A 15,084-nucleotide genomic window follows, 5' to 3' on the forward strand; every position below is an offset into this window, starting at 1 on the left:
TCACTCCATTCCATTCATTTCATGTCAATCACATGGTCAGTCGCTCATCGACGAGCCTTCCATGGTTCACGCCGTTGCGTTTGAGCATGTGCTCCACGTCGATGACCCCTTGCGCCGGGCCGACGATAAAGAATTGCGCCTTGGCCAGTTCGTCCTGACTGAACAATTGCGGAATCTGCGCGGCCTTGAGGCGCCCGATCTGCATGTTGTACCGAATGCCGCCGGAGCCGGCCAGCGCTTGGAATTCCTGGTCGAAATAGGCTTCGGACTGGGCCGAGACCGTCCAGAGCACGTGGATGGGCAGCCAGCCGGCATATTCCTGAGCCAATGAAAGCAGTGGTGCCACCCCGGTTCCCATGCCGATGAGCACCACTGGTTTGCCGTCGGTCGCGCACTGCCCGATATCCGCATTGAACTGGCCGAACGGTCCTTCGGCATGTACCTCACTGCCGATTTGCAGTGTGGCCAGCTTTCTGGTGTAATCCCCGAGTTTACGCACTGTGAGCGTCATGCGGTGCCCGCTCTGCCGGCCTTCGGCTGCGGGGGCACCCGTGTCTCTGCTGTCTGCGGTCAAGGCGTCGTTACCTCCTGGATTCGGTGCGCTGGAAACCGAGAACGGATGGCTTTCGCCCGAAATATCGGGGAACTGGAAGAAATAATAGCTGCCGGCGGGGTATGAGCGGTCAGTGCCGCTGTCGGTTTCCCTGCTTTTTGAATCAACGTCTGGGGTTCCAGCATTGCCAAACTCCACTATGATGCGTTGTGTCTGATTGCTCAGCGGCCGGTTCTCCACAACGGTTCCCTGCAGGTACCCGGTAGGTGCGCCCCACTTCGCCCAGCAATAGCAGCCAAGCGCAGCCACGGTGTAGAGGTCGAACAGGGTCATGAACCCTGCGTGCACGGCGATGCGTCCGATGAGGTTCACATGCAGCCAGATGAGCAGAATCGCCACCAGATTCAACCGGTGAAGCCATATCGAAACCTGATGGTTGAACACGTGCTCCAGCCAGCGCTTGGCTCGCGTCACCACCGCAAATCGGTCGACGAACACGCCAGAGAGGAACACGAAGGCATAGATGATGCCGAAAACGGCCAGATACCAAGCGATGTTGCCGGTCAGCTTGATCCAGCGACCCATGCTCATCAGAAAGTGGCGGTGCAGATAGGCCAGCGCCAGCGCGCCTACGCCCAGCAGCGAGTGCACCAGATACATCTTCGGCAGGCCCACGAGCCGGTCGAGCCAGCGTGGCCTCGTGGCGAGCACGGTCGCCGCCAGCCACCACACATACGCCACGATTCCGGCGTCGATGGGCAGCAGCTGCGATGTGGCGGCGGGCGCCAGCCCAACGTTCAGCAGCGCTATCAGAGGTGCCGGCAGTGCAAGCAATATCACCACCCAGATGCAGCCGAGCGCGATGGGATGACTTTTCAACATGATTACCTTCTTTGGGTTTCCAGGCTTCGGACGGTTTGGTCTGTCGTCTTGTTTGGAGCCGTTCAATCAGCCCTTGTAGCCGAGCCCGGCAAGCCAGCTGTCGATCTGCTTGTTTGCGCCGGCGGCCTGCTCGCCCTCGATCTCGAAGCCCTTCTTCAAGTCGGCCTTTGGATACTGCTTCTTCAGGGTCTCCAGCGAATTGCCCCACCCGGAGCCCTCGTTGGTGGAGAAGGGGATCACGGTCTTGCCGTTGAGGTCGGCGGCATCCATGAACGTGCGCACCGGCATGGGGATGTCGCTCCACCATATCGGGTAGCCGAGGAACACGGTCTGGTACCGCGAGACATCAGGCAGCGGGTTCTGCAGCTGCGGCCGCTCATTTTTGGTCTGCTCGTCCTGCGCCTGGTTCACGGTCTGGTCATAGCTTGCCGGGTACGGCTTCACGGTCTTGAGCTCCACTTCGTCGCCTTTGGTGACGCGGGTGATCTCATCGGCCACGCGGTGGGTGTTGCCGATCTTGAGGTTCTGGTTGCCGTAGTTGATGCCTGCACGTGAGAAGTAGACGATGAGGATCTTGTTGCCGCTTGCTTCCGCCGTAACGTCTGCCTTGGCACTTGACTTCTTCGGCGTCGGTTTCGCGGTGATTGTCGTCTGCTGCGTGCTCTGTGCCGCTCGGCTGGCCCTGCTGCGTTGGAGGTTCCAGCCCAGCAGCCCCGCCACCACTACGATGACCGCAACGATCGCCGCGGCGGCGGTCAGCGCTCGTTTGTGTCCACTGATGAATTGCTTCATATTCCCCTCTTTGTACAAATGAAGTTATGAAGCATATTTGGAGGTGTCTGCTCTCTGACTTCAAACATGCGATTAAGGCCACTCTATGACTTAGAGCACTTGAACTGCCAAATTGGATGCGGAGGATGTTCGGATAATGATCAGGGCGTGCAAGCAGCCGGAACGCCGCCGTTGCAGGGAGTGTCAGCTTTTCGGCCAGAGGAAATCGTCGATGTCGGCGGTGACTTCGTCGTTTTCGTGCAGCTTGCTGTGCTGCCCCGCCTTGCCGTGCACTTCGATTTCCCTGTAGCTCTTCGCCTTGCCGCGCAGCAGGTAGCCCAATGATTGCGCGGATGGTGTGGAGACGCTGCTGTCGGAATTGGTGCCGTCGTCGAGGTTGCCGAAGATGTTGAGCACGTCCACGCCGTCGGGGTAGCCGGATCGGTGGGCCAGCAGGTAGCGGTAGTACTGGTTTTGGTAGCTGGGCGAGCCGTCCGCCTGAATGGTGTTCTTTCCCGGTGCGTCGTCCATGCCCATGATGCCGTCGAAGTTGCCGGCTATGTTCACCTGTCTGGCGAGTTTCGGCAGGCTGGGGTCCTGCCCATGGTCCACCGCGTAGTACATCGCCGTCATGTTGCCCATGGAATGCGCCACGGTGTTGTATTGCGTGATGCCGTAGCGCTTCTGGAGCGTGGCGATGAGCGTGTGGAACCACTCGCTGGTGGTGCCGTAGTCGCTGTTTTTGTTGTCTTGGAACAGCACTTGGATAAGCGGACGTTTGGCGTTCGCCTGCCACGTGCCGGTGAGCTTCACCTCGCCTTTGGCTGATATGGTGGCGGTGAGCACCTTGGTGGCGTCGCTATGTTGTTCGGCGTATTCGATCATGCTGTCGGTGCTGACCCTGCCTCCGTTCCAACCATGCATATACAGTGTCGGCACGGTGTCTGAAGCTTTGGTAGCCTGGTTGTTGCCGTCGTCGCCCTGCTCAGAGTTTTTCGATCTCGAGGTTGATTCTGGGGCCGTGCCGGTATCCGAGGAAGTTCTTGTGCGAGCGTTATTGGCACGCATCATTGGCACAACGGCAATGGCGAGTACGATAATCGCTGCCGCAGCCGTAGCCAGGATGGTGAGCAAGGTTGTGTGCCCGCTGGCCGTCTTTTGGGGCTCTGACCCATGCCTTCCAGGATTGCCCGTGTCTGACCGCTTTTTGCCGAATGCGTTGCGCCGATTGTCCATTTGCCCACCCCACTTGAGGAACCACAATAAACTATAGGACTTCGAGTCGTGTAGAGGGCAACAATGCTGCATTTTTGGTTGGTTTCGCGCAGGGAATCTATGAGAATTCTGCGAGCAACCATTGTGTGATAGTCAATCAGGTCTCTGGGCAAAGGAAGTTGTCGATGTCGGCCGTGAGTTGATCGTCTTCGTGCAATTGGCTGTGCTGGCCAGAGGCACCGTGGACTTCTATTTCACGGTAGCTTGATGTGATTGCCTGTAGCAGGTAGCCGAGTGAACGTGCGGAAACGGTGGTTATATCACCGTCGGAGTTGGTGCCGTCGTCAAGGTTGCCGAAGATGTTGAGCACGCCTACCTCGGTGGGGAAGTTGCTACGCTTTGCAAGGAGGTTGTGGTAGTCCTTGTTTTGGTATTTGGGCGCTCCGTCGGTGCCCAGCGAATTCTTGTTGGCCTCGTCGTCCACGCCAAGCTCGCCGTCGAAGTTCCCGGCTATGTTCACCATTTTGGCGAGTTTCGGCAGGCTGGAGTCCTGGCCATATTGTTCTTCGTAGTACATGGCTACCAAGTTGCCCATGGAGTGGGCCACGATGTTGTATTGCGTGATGCCGTAGCGTTTCTGCAGCGTGGTGATGAGGTTATACATCCATTGGGTGGTGGTGTCATAGTCTTCGTTTGTGTTGTCTCCGAACAGCACCTGAATGATGGGCGAGGCGGTGTTCTTATTCCAGGTGCCCTCAAGGCTTACTGTGCCGTCTGTTGCAATGGTGGCGGTGAGTACTTTGGTTGCGCCGTCATGCTGCTCGGCGTAGGCGATCATGCTGTTGGTGGTGGCTGTGCCGCCGTTGTAGCCGTGAATATACAGGGTGGCAATGGCGTTGGTGCTATCGGAGCCGCCCGCTCCGTTGACATTTGAGGCTGAGGACTTGACGGATGTGCCGGACTGCGATTGTGCCTCGGCATCTGGTGTCAGTATGTTGGTTCGTACTACTAACAGCGTGCCCAGCCCTAAGGCCAGCGCGATGATGACGGCGAGTACGGCGATGAAGGTAGGGCAACGGCGAAGCATGGCCTTTGTGCCAGAGCCGCGCACCTGTGTATCCGTGCGTTCGTCGGATTGTCGTTTCATGTCTGCCTTCTCACCGTGCTCAACACCACTGTTCAATGTGTGCCTGTTTACGACATTACCACGGTGAAAATCGCATGGCTGAGAATCGTCTGCGAGCTAGCGGGGAAATTGCTCGGGCTCACCTCAGCCCTCGGTGATGCTGTATTCCGAGCGCTTGCGGTACAGCAGGACTGCAATGGCCGCTAATGCCACAGCAATGGCCAGCGGTACCGCCATTTTCTCGATGTTGCGGTGCCCGGTGAAGGGCAGGCTGGATGTTGGCAGGGTCAGCTTGTATTCCACTGATTGCGTTGCCGATTGGTTGCCTTCCGCATCCGTGATTTGCAAGGTCACGGTTCCGGATTTAGGCGTATTCGCAGGTGCATCTGCCGTCCATTTCCCCGTCGCATCGATGGTGAGCGCGGTGGAAGATCCATTTGGCCACGTGGCTGTGCCTTGGGGCTGCTTGGTTGTGCCTGCGGACGTTGATGTTTCGAACGCCACATTCTTCAGCGTTGAATTGGCTGTACCGGAGATTGTGTTGGCGCCCTTGGCTGTAACCGTCTGCCCGACTGTGGGAGCCGTCATATAGGCCAAGATCGGCTGCGTCGTCATCCCCGCCGCAGGCTGATATACGCTTGCGGTTTGGTCGTCCTGGTCGACCATGCCTAGCTGCACCGTGACGTTCCCGGTATCGGTTGCCGTTGGCGAGCCGAATTGCGCCGCAGGGATTGTGATTGCACCGCTCTGCAGAGTGCTGTATCCCGCTGCGCCCACCGACGATAGCGATCCATCCGTGTGCTGCCTGTGCACTGTGTAACTCATATTAAGATTGTTCAGTTTGCTCAGATTGCTGGTCGGTATAGTCGTGGTCGTACCGTTAGGCCAGGCATATTGCGCGCCCTTTATCGCTACTGTTACGGCGCTTCCGGCGGGAAGCGCGCCGTTCGCGGTGTGCGGCACAGCAGTGATTGCCACGCTGGTGATCTGCGGATACATCCTTTCGACGGCGTATAGGTTGAGGTCGCCGGACGCATCAGCGGGAATGGTGTATTGGCCTCCGAGCGCAGTGATGCCGGAAGGCTCGGCGCCTCGCCATGTCAGATATCGTTCGCTTTGCGAGGGCGCGTTGCCGTTTGCTGTTGCAGAGATCCAGCCGAGCGGTATTGAATGGATGCCGTCCGAGGCCGTGTTCTCCAAATCGCTCTTGGCGGGCAGGGTGACGGTGTCTCCCGCGCCTGCCGCGATGGTGTCCGCTCCATCGGCTTGCGGAGCCCAATATCCGCTCACGAGTTTCACCGTCACTGATTTCTGCATGATGTACGTGCCGACTCCCTCCGGAGTGGCCGACCGTGTGCAGACTTCGCCAAGCGCTGTTTTAGGGTAGTTCGAAGTCGATTTCCATGTGCCTGGTGTGCTCATTACCCAGTTGCCGGTGTAGCCGTCTGGGACCCACAAGGAGGAGAGGCTTCGGTCGGCGCTGGCATCCAGTCTGTTGTTGGCGCCAGTGGTGAGTTTCCGCAGCTCTCTGCAGCTGAGCATGTTGAGGTCTCCAGGGTTGCCGGCCTGCGAAGTCAGGCTTCTCATATCGAAGTTGGAGATGTCTAGAGCGGTGATGGCGGAGTCCCGGAACATTCTGGACATGTTGGTGACGTTGCCGGTGTCGAAGTTTGTGACGTTGAGTGTGGTCAGGCCGCTGGTTCCTGAGAACATGTCGGACATGTTGGTGACGTTGCCGGTGTCGAATTTTGTGACGTCCAAAGATTTCAGGCTGCTGGCGTATGAGAACATGTCTGACATGTCTTTGACGTTGCCGGTGCCGAAGCTTGAGGAAAGGGTGAGTGTGGTCAGGCCGCTGTCGTTTGAGAACATGCCTGACATGGTGGTGACGTTGCCGGTATTGAAGCCCGAGAGGTTGAGTGTGGTCAGGCTGCTGTCGCTTGAGAACATGTAGGACATGTCTTTGACGTTGCCGGTGTCGAAGTTTGTGACGTTGAGTGTGGTCAGGCCGCTGTCGCTTGAGAACATGCCTGACATGTCTTTGACGTTGCCGGTGCTGAAGTTTGTGACGTCCAGAGATTTCAGGCTGCTGGCGTATGAGAACATGTAGGACATGGTGGTGACGTTGCCGGTGTCGAAGTTTGTGACGTTGAGTGTGGTCAGACCGCTGGCTCCTGAGAACATGACTGACATGTCTTTGACGTTGCCGGTGCTGAAGTTTGTGACGTTGAGTGTGGTCAGACCGCTGGCTCCTGAGAACATGCCTGACATGTCTTTGACGTTGCCGGTGCTGAAGTTGGTGACGTTGAGCGTGGTCAGGCCGCTGGCTCCTGAGAACATCATGGACATGTTGGTGACGTTGCCGGTGCTGAAGTTGGTGACGTTGAGCGTGGTCAGGCCGCTGTCGCTTGAGAACATGTTGGACATGTTGGTGACGTTGCCGGTGCTGAAGCCTGAGAGGTTGAGTGTGGTCAGGCCGCTGGCGTATGAGAACATGTAGGACATGTCGGTGACCTTGCCGTTGCCCCATCCTGAAACGTTAAGGCTCTTGATGCCGGCTTCGTTGAACATGTGGGACATGGTGGTGACCTTGCCGGTTTGCCATCTGGAAAGACTGAGGTTCTCGACTTTCGAGGAATCGAACATGTAGGACATGTCGGTGACCTTGCTGGTGTCCCAGTTTGAGACGTTCAGCGACGTGGCCTGCACATCGGCGAACATGGATTTCATATAGATGACGTTGGTGGTGGTGATCCCGCCAAGCCCCTCGAAGTCGGTGGTCGAGAAATGTGCAAACAATGCGCCGCTACTGTCAGGTAGCTGGGTGTTCGCCGGATTGTCGAACACGATCTTATCCGCATTGCCTAGAGGGGCCACGTCGCTGGTGTCCACAATGGTGTATTCTATGATGCCATTCGGCTTCGTCGTTGAATTTGGGGACCATCGGTTGCCCAACTGGCCGGCGCCGAAATGCGCCGTGCACGACCCGCCGTCCATCGATTCCGTCCAGTGCGCCGTGCCCCATGTGCCGGCGTTGCCTGCTGCGCAACCGGACGAATTGACGGTCGTGGTCATGGAAAATGTTGGATTCCCGTCCTGCGGGCCTATGACTGGCGTTGATGAGATTTGGGCGCCATCTGTAGCGTCACTCGGCGCGAATGATGGGTCTCCGCTGCCTAATGTGGCTGCGCTGCGTAGTGCCTTGTCGTTGGCCCGCTTTGGCTTCGTCGGCTTCGCCACCTTGGCTGCATACTGAGCTGTTTTCTTGCTGGCAGCCGTACTTGCCTCATTGGGGGACGGCTCGTTTTCTCCCACCTGGGGCTGGCCGCCCATGGCTGTGAATCCCGTGGAGAGCAGCATGGCGGAGGTGGCGACGGCGGAGGCAAGCCTGACTATGATCTTCTGTCCCTTTCGTGCTCTTTGCTCTCTTTGTATCCTTATCATTGCTGCTCCTCGGCCCCTCAATTTTTCAGGAAAACGTTATACACAGTTCTGACCTATATAGCATTTCGTATCGTAAATATTCAATTAATTATAGGATATAAGGGTAACAAACGGTAATTAATCGTTTATTTACACTATATATAATTTATAACACGTAATGAAGTTATTCGCTCGACTAATACTGCGAATTTGTATATTAAAAATTTCGATTGAGGCACAAAGCCCTATTGCAGTGCATCTCTGAGATGGCAGGGTTCTTCGGTGCGATTGCTTGTAGACAGTTGCACCAAAGCCAAGGGTTTTCGGTTTTGCGCTTTTCGCCGGGCACTTCAGCGTATCCGGTGAAAAGCTGCAGCTTGTATTCAGGCCTGTTCGATGAGGTCGAGCATCTGGGGGACGGTTTTCTTGCCGAACTCCACTTTCCGGCTCGTCCTGTTACCTTCATCGTCGATCTTGTTGATCACGATGCAAGGCACGCTCATGGCGTTGTATTGGCTCTGCAGCTCCGGGAAGTGCGAAATGTCGTAGGCTTCGGCGCGCACGTTGGGGTTGCCGGCGGCGATGCGTTGGGCGGAGAGTACGGTGGTGGGGCACATGGTGCAGGTCAGCGAGACCAGAATCATAATGTCGGTCTTTGCGGTAATGCCGTCGATGCGCGCGGCACTGTTGTTGTCGACAGACTGGCCGGGGCCGGCCGCGTTGTAGAGGCCGAGCACGAACGAGTTGAATTCGTGGCCGCTGGGCACGCCGTGGAAAGCCATGCCGGTGGACGTTATCTCGCCGTTTTCGCCGAGATGGCAGATTTCGACGCAGGGGCGGGCGGTCGGCAGGGCGTCCACTGGGTTGAACTTCGTCCTATCGTTCTCGTCCTCGTGCCTGTTCTCTAGGATGACTGTCGGGTCTGCGTCTGCGTTGCCCGAGAGTATTTCGGGGTTTTCGCTGATGTCCGAGTTGCTCAGGGTGCGAAGTCGGGCGCCCGAGGCCACCACGCTCGTAAGTTTGCCGTTGCTCAGCGACGTCAGTTCGCCGATGAAATTCTCCAACTCCGTGGAAAGCGGTGTGCCGTCGAGGTATAGGCGCAGCAGAAGCGGCTTGTACATGCGGCTGAAGACGGTGTTCAATTGCTTGACGATGCCTTCGTTGAAGAATCCGGATGTCTTCGAAGGTGAGCTGGCAGTCACATTGCCGGTCGTAGTGCTGATGGCGGGTACGGGTGAGGTGCCTGCAAGTTGTGCGGAGGCGGCCTTTTGGGCCTCTTTCTCTTCGTAGGCTGAGTGTGTGGGTCGAGGTGGCACCAGATCGGTTTTCTCGCTCATGTCCTTGGCGTAGCGTTCCAGCTCCACTGCGGCCACAGCGCCGTCGGAAACGGCGGTGACCACTTGGCGCAGGTTCTTCTCACGCAGGTCGCCTGCGGCGTAGATGCCGGGGACGGAGGTTTCAAGGTAACCGTGCGTCACCACGTATCCGTGGTCGTCAAGTTCAACGACACCCTTCAAAATGTCGGTCTGCGGCACATAGCCGGCAAAGACGAAGACGCCGAACGTATCGCTCAGTGTGGGTTTCCAAGTTGAGGTCTCACCGGTGTTCCGGTCCACGATGGTGGCTTCGGCAAGCCCGCCCTGGCCTGCCGAAACAGATTTGAGTTCGGTGTTGTAGCGGATTTCGATCTTCGGGTCCTTCTTGGCCTCTGAGGCCACGGAGGCATCGCAGGTGAAGTCGTCGCCGCGCACCAAAATGGTGACTTTCTTGGCGTACTTGGTGAGGAATACGGACTCCTCGGCCGCGGAGAAGCCGCCGCCCACCACGAGCACTTCCTTGCCGTTGAAGAATTCGCCGTCGCAGGTGGCGCAGTAGGAGATGCCGCGGCCTGCGTATTCGGCCTCACCTTCGAAACCGAGCTTGCGTGGGTTGGCGCCGGTGGCGATGAGGATGCCGAAGGTCTTGATGTCGCCGCGGTTGGTGTGCACGATTTTGATGTCGCCGTCGACGTCGAGACCGGTGGCTTCGGCGGCTTTGAACTCGGCCCCGAAGTCTTCTGCTTGCTGGCGCATGGTCTCGGTGAGTTTGCGTCCGTCTGTGGATGCGATTCCCGGGTAGTTCACCACTTCTGAGGTGATGGTGATCTGCCCGCCGTACTCCTCCTTTTCGAGGATGAGCACACGGTAGCGCGCACGTGCCAGGTAAAGGCCAGCAGTGAGACCCGCCGGTCCCCCGCCGATGACCACTACGTCGTACAGATCGTCTTGCTGTTTCATTGTTTGGTGTCCTTATGTTTCGTAATTGATGTGCGGTTTCAACGGTTTGGTGCGTGCCTGCCTTATGGGCTCTCTGGCCATCGCTGATGGTGTTGTTGCTGTTATCGCTGTTGCCAGACAAGAGGCGTTGCGCTGACTGTTCTGTACCCGCTTTGCAGTGTCTGAAGCGGAAGCGGGTACAGAACAGTCAATATTAGAGGTTTCCGTGACCGTTCTGTGCACAGATATGTGGCGGTGACGCATAAGTGTGTACTTTTCGGACGATTTGGTGGGGCGGGGCTGGAACGCATGCGCGCAGATGGCAAGAGGCCGCCGAGGAAGGTCTGTGCCTCCTGCCCAGCGACCTCTTGCTTGCAATCCCTAGAGCATTTGCAGATCAGAGCTGGCCCACGAGGTCGAGGCTCGGCTCAATGGTCTCGTCGCCCGGGGTCCACTTGGCGGGGCAGACCTCGTCGCCGTGCTCGTAGACGAACTGGGAGGCCTGCACGCGGCGCAGGATCTCTTCGGCGTTGCGGCCCACGTTGGAGGAGATGACCTCATAGGCCACCACCTTGCCTTCGGGACTCAAAATGAAGTCGCCGCGCTCGGCCTGGCCGTTGACTTCGTCGTAGCTGTCGAGGTCACGCGAGAGGCGGTTGGTGGGGTCGGCCACCATCGGGAACTGGATCTTGGCGATCTTGTCGTTGGCCTCGTGCCAGGCCTTGTGCACGAACTCGGTGTCGTGGGAGACGCCGTAGATCTCGCAGCCGGCTTTCTTGAACTCCTCGTAGTGGTCCGCCAGGTCCTCCAGTTCGGTGGGGCAGACGAAGCTGAAATCGTTGGGATAGAAGAAGACGAGCGACCAGTGGCCGAGCACGTCGGCCTTGGTGAGTTCCTTGATTTCGTTATTTTGGAAGTACTTGGCCGTGAAGTCGGTCAGTTCGTGTTGAAGCATGGTCATGATGTTGCCTTTACCTTTCTACGGTACTGATGAATTCCCGCTTACGTTTCATGTGTATATCGATGCACGTCGGTTGAGGAATCCCTAGTTGCAATCCTCTTTTATCTTAGTGATTGCGCATGCAAAACGTTAGAGGCTCTGCGTGTGTTACTAGTCACATTCGATGGGAGAGGGTGGATGGCATTCGTGGGATATATGTTCGACGTAGCTGCAGGCGCTCTTATGCTCACAGGCGACGACTGTGCCTTGACGGTAGCTGGAACCAACGATAAATAACTGACAGTAAATAACCTAAAAGTAAATATTGAAGTTCGCAGTGGGGGTGATGCTGTGATTGATGCCATAGTAGAGCGGCAGGAGCATGATTGATGGCAATACGTCTGCACACGCCTACTAAAAGGAACCGATGATGGCAACCAACACCACGTCAAACTTCGCAAATCCGACCGATATGAATGGTTCTGAGGGGCCTCGCGCCACGGCCGCTTGGAGCCAGTTGCTGGAAGGTAATGAACGGTTTGCTGCGGGTAAAGCCATACATCCGCATCAATCCGAGGCGGTGCGATTACGGTTGGTCAATGGTCAGCATCCGCGCTCGGCAGTACTCTCGTGTTCGGATTCTCGCGTGGCGCCTGAACTGATTTTTGACCAAGGGTTTGGTGATATCTTCTCCATCCGAACCGCCGGCGAGATACTTGACGACGCGGTGGTGGCCTCACTCGAATACGCGATTGAGCAACTGGGCGTGTGCCTGCTGGTGGTGCTCGGCCACGAGCATTGCGGCGCTGTGGCTTCGGCGGTCGAGGCGCTTGACGAGATGGCAGCTGGGCTAGGTGACGAATTCGTGGAGGTCGAAGAGCGGTTCGACGAGTTGGACAGGCTCATTGGGCTTTCAGACTCCATCGTGGTGAGGTCGGTGGGCGCCAGCGTGCAACAGGCGCGAGAGGCTGAGCTCGACGACACAGCTGATTTCGAGCGCGTTCACATTGCGCGCACCATCGAGGCTTTGGTAGATCGTTCCGAGGTGATCCGTCAGGCGCTGGCTTCCAGCCAGGTCTCCATTGTGGGCGCTCGCTACATACTTACCACCGGCAAGGTGGAAGTGCTTTCTTTCTGAAGGCGGTTAGACTCTAAGTGGTTCGACTTTCGGCCTCTTGGTGGTTGCGCCTCCGTTGGTTCCCGCAGTTAGCGACGCAAAGTGACGGTTTTTGTAGTGCTTATTCTAATCTGCGGCAATTAATGCCAGAAAATGACACTATGTATTGCGCCTGATTCGATTGATGACATAATGTGTCGAACGATGGCACAATTTGTCGCACTTTCATTCAACGCCGACAGATAGTGCCATTATTCAGCACTATCTGTCGGCATTCATCAACACACCGGCAAATAGTGCCAGATAATGGCATCGTGTGTAGTCTGAACACGGAAGTGCGGTAAATAATGACATTTAACGGCACTATTTACCGCTTTCATTGGAGATAACGGCAAATAATGCCGTCTAGCGTCATTATTTGCCGCATGAATTATGTTTGTTGACGTTTTATGACATCTTGATGATTAGCGTGTGGCGGTCTCAGCGGGAGAAGTTCGTTGGTTTCTGCCTATCTCACACTGATGCGCAGACCCGTTGCCACGTGCTTCGCTTTGGCGCGAGCCTGAGCTTCATCGGCGCCGATTGCCAGCGCTACGGCCATCCGACGATGACCCTCAACGCGTGGCTTGGAGAAGATGCGCAGATCAGTACCGGGCTCGGCCAACGCCTCGTCGATGTTGCTGAACGTCGCCTCCCCATTGCCTTCAACGACTACAGCATGGCTTGCGGCCACTGCGCCAGTTGGCAGTGCCAGCGCCACATGCTCTTGCGTCACTGGCAGTCCGAGTACGGCGCGGGCCTGCAGTGCGAACTCACTCAAGTGTTGCGAAATCATGGTCACCATGCCGGTGTCGTGAGGCCGCGGCGAAACTTCGTTGAAGAGCAACGAGCCGTCAGGCAACACGAACAGTTCCACGCCGTACACTCCCCAGCCGAGTTCGCCCTCCGTCTGCGCCTTACGCACCATGCCCTCGACCAGTGTTTTCGCCATTCGACGGGCCTCGGTCAGAACTCTCGTATCTAAGACTTCCGTATCCGGTACATTCGCCGATGCCGATGCCGATGCCGCTGATGCCTGGACGCCGCCGAATTTGGCAGCATGGGCCGGCAAGGTTGATGGAGTTACCTTCTTTTCGCAATGAGACGGGTTCATCGGTGTTGGCAGCAGTGATGAGGTCAATGACGTAGACGCTGCTGATGAAGTTGATACCGCTGATGTCGGTGTTGCTGATGTAGTTGGCACCGCTGATGTCGGTGTTGCTGATGCCTGGAAGCCAATGGATTTGGCATCATCGGTTGGTTTGTGTACTGTGGCTGCACTGTTAAGCGCATCGTTGGCTGGTGCTGTGGCTGTTGTGGTTGATGCGGCTGATGATGTTGCGATTGTTGTGGTGGTTGCGGCTGGCACGGCTGGTGCGGTTGTTGCGCTGCCGTGAGAGATAGAGTCGCGATACGCTGGTTGCCAGGATTCCCTATAGTCGCCGTGTTCCTGTCGCTGGCCGATGGGCTCGCACGTAACAACTCCGGCGCATGAGCTCACGGTGATGACCGTCAACTCTGCCGTCAGCGGTGCCAACGCTTCCACGATGACGCGTGAGACCTCGCCGGCCCGTGACGCGCGCCGTCCGCTCTGCGCTTCGTTCCAGGCCGCTTCGAGCTCTTCCTTGCTGCGTACCACGCTCTGCCCGTGCCCCGACGAACTCATGATTGGTTTGACCACGCAAGGGAATCCGACCGCAGCTGCCCCGGCCTTGAGCTCCGAAAGCGAGCCGGCGAACCGATACGGAGTGGTGGGCAGGCCGAGCGTCTCGTGCGCGAAGACCCGCAGTTTCTCACGGTCCATGCACATCGCTGCAATGCCTGAGCTGGGCGACACCTGCACGCCGTGCCTTGCAGGTGTCGCAATCCCTTCCTGACCTTTCTGCCTGCTTTGGGCCAATGGCACCGTTTTGCACATCGTTTGCACACTATGGCCCGCCGGTACGGGCTGCCCCGGTGTTTGCCCGTAGCTTGCCGAAGCAACATCCGCCAGCACGGAAGTGGCGATAGCCTCCACCTCGGGGATGACGATATCGGGTTTCACTTCATCGATCAGTTCGTGAAGTTCCGCAGCATTGCTCATGTCCAGCACACGGCATTCATGCGCCACTTGAGCCGCAGGGGCTCCCTCGTAGCTGTCTGCGGCGCACACCCACGCCCCGAGCCGCATCAGTTCGATAGCCATTTCGCGCCCGAGCTCCCCGCTTCCCAGCAACAGCACTCGCGTTGTGCGCCCAGAGTCAGCGCTTAACGGCGCCCCCAGCGGTCGGTCGGTGAGCAAATCGTTCTTCAGGTTCATGGTTCCATTGTGGCACAGCGGGCTTGATGATGTGGCGGAGAATGCATGATTCCGAAATATTTTTATAATGTGCCGCTCTAAGCCATTGGAGGTCGTTGTTCTGCACGTTGTCATCTAAAATGGTGACAACTTCAAATGTGGGCTGGCGTGATGTGGCACTATCGATTGCAATAGCTAAAGCAGTTGAACATACCGAATGAAGCTGGGAAAACAGGTAACGGCAGTGGTGAAGAGGCGTTGCAAAATCGTGCTTTGCCGGGTTGCCCCTCACGGGATCGCCGTTGAGCAGACAAACATCGTTGTGCCTTTGTTCGAAGGCGTCTCCCGCAAGGACCTGCAGCCGCTACCCGGGCTCTCGCAATCAGGCACAGGAGTGTTACCGCGTAGACTTATGAAAGTGGGAGCAAGTCGAAGACTCAGCAATGGGCGCAATACAAGGTACCGTGCAAATCATGACATAGGAC

At 57.2% G+C, this 15,084-nt stretch carries 8 protein-coding genes and 3 pseudogenes; 1 reads left to right on the forward strand and 10 read right to left on the reverse strand.

Going from position 1 to position 15,084, the window contains the following annotated elements; genetic code table 11:
• Positions 1–28 precede the first annotated feature (28 nt).
• The 7 genes from ACSYSS_RS00175 to ACSYSS_RS00205 form a co-directional block, all read right to left on the reverse strand.
• A complete protein-coding gene (locus ACSYSS_RS00175; protein ID WP_491703543.1) occupies positions 29–1,435 on the reverse strand; it encodes a ferric reductase-like transmembrane domain-containing protein in 1,407 nt (468 codons plus the stop codon).
• Positions 1,436–1,501: 66 nt separating this feature from the next.
• The gene (locus ACSYSS_RS00180; RefSeq protein WP_491703544.1) at positions 1,502–2,227 is read right to left on the reverse strand and encodes a flavodoxin; all 726 of its coding nucleotides are present in this window, start codon (positions 2,225–2,227) and stop codon (positions 1,502–1,504) included.
• Between the two features lie 183 nt (positions 2,228–2,410).
• Positions 2,411–3,442, reverse strand: coding sequence for an alpha/beta hydrolase (locus ACSYSS_RS00185; RefSeq protein WP_491703545.1), 1,032 nt, complete (start codon positions 3,440–3,442; stop codon positions 2,411–2,413).
• A gap of 136 nt (positions 3,443–3,578) precedes the next feature.
• On the reverse strand, positions 3,579–4,604 hold the full coding sequence (locus ACSYSS_RS00190; RefSeq protein ID WP_491703546.1) for an alpha/beta hydrolase: 1,026 nt from the start codon (positions 4,602–4,604) through the stop codon (positions 3,579–3,581).
• 87 nt (positions 4,605–4,691) lie between these two features.
• Positions 4,692–7,991, reverse strand: coding sequence for a BspA family leucine-rich repeat surface protein (locus tag ACSYSS_RS00195; RefSeq protein WP_491703547.1), 3,300 nt, complete (start codon positions 7,989–7,991; stop codon positions 4,692–4,694).
• A 362-nt stretch (positions 7,992–8,353) separates the two neighbouring features.
• Positions 8,354–10,246, reverse strand: a complete 1,893-nt coding sequence (locus tag ACSYSS_RS00200; protein WP_491703548.1) for an FAD-dependent oxidoreductase — start codon at positions 10,244–10,246, stop codon at positions 8,354–8,356.
• A 376-nt stretch (positions 10,247–10,622) separates the two neighbouring features.
• Positions 10,623–11,186, reverse strand: a complete 564-nt coding sequence (locus ACSYSS_RS00205; RefSeq protein WP_491703549.1) for a redoxin domain-containing protein — start codon at positions 11,184–11,186, stop codon at positions 10,623–10,625.
• A 451-nt stretch (positions 11,187–11,637) separates the two neighbouring features.
• Between ACSYSS_RS00205 and ACSYSS_RS00210 the strand changes: the two genes are divergently transcribed.
• The gene (locus ACSYSS_RS00210; RefSeq protein WP_491704293.1) at positions 11,638–12,303 is read left to right on the forward strand and encodes a carbonic anhydrase; all 666 of its coding nucleotides are present in this window, start codon (positions 11,638–11,640) and stop codon (positions 12,301–12,303) included.
• 487 nt (positions 12,304–12,790) lie between these two features.
• On the opposite strand, the pseudogene ACSYSS_RS00215 reads toward ACSYSS_RS00210, so the two are convergent.
• The 3 pseudogenes from ACSYSS_RS00215 to ACSYSS_RS00225 all read right to left on the reverse strand — a co-directional run.
• Positions 12,791–13,282 (reverse strand): annotated as a pseudogene (locus tag ACSYSS_RS00215) (ATP-grasp domain-containing protein); the annotation flags it as partial.
• A 453-nt stretch (positions 13,283–13,735) separates the two neighbouring features.
• A pseudogene (locus ACSYSS_RS00220) lies at positions 13,736–14,167 on the reverse strand (ATP-grasp domain-containing protein); the annotation flags it as partial.
• Positions 14,168–14,293: 126 nt separating this feature from the next.
• A pseudogene (locus ACSYSS_RS00225) lies at positions 14,294–14,620 on the reverse strand (formate-dependent phosphoribosylglycinamide formyltransferase); the annotation flags it as partial.
• Positions 14,621–15,084 lie beyond the last annotated feature (464 nt).

Source organism: Bifidobacterium sp. ESL1118, from assembly GCF_058505595.1.

What these genes read in the sequence shown, in the direction of transcription:
- ACSYSS_RS00175 (WP_491703543.1), bottom strand. Translation starts at nt 1,435, where the DNA reads ATGTTGAAAAGTCATCCCATCGCGCTCGGCTGCATCTGGGTGGTGATA.
- ACSYSS_RS00180 (WP_491703544.1), bottom strand. Translation starts at nt 2,227, where the DNA reads ATGAAGCAATTCATCAGTGGACACAAACGAGCGCTGACCGCCGCCGCG.
- ACSYSS_RS00185 (WP_491703545.1), bottom strand. Translation starts at nt 3,442, where the DNA reads ATGGACAATCGGCGCAACGCATTCGGCAAAAAGCGGTCAGACACGGGC.
- ACSYSS_RS00205 (WP_491703549.1), bottom strand. Translation starts at nt 11,186, where the DNA reads ATGACCATGCTTCAACACGAACTGACCGACTTCACGGCCAAGTACTTC.
- ACSYSS_RS00200 (WP_491703548.1), bottom strand. Translation starts at nt 10,246, where the DNA reads ATGAAACAGCAAGACGATCTGTACGACGTAGTGGTCATCGGCGGGGGA.
- ACSYSS_RS00210 (WP_491704293.1), top strand. Translation starts at nt 11,638, where the DNA reads ATGAATGGTTCTGAGGGGCCTCGCGCCACGGCCGCTTGGAGCCAGTTG.
- ACSYSS_RS00195 (WP_491703547.1), bottom strand. Translation starts at nt 7,991, where the DNA reads ATGATAAGGATACAAAGAGAGCAAAGAGCACGAAAGGGACAGAAGATC.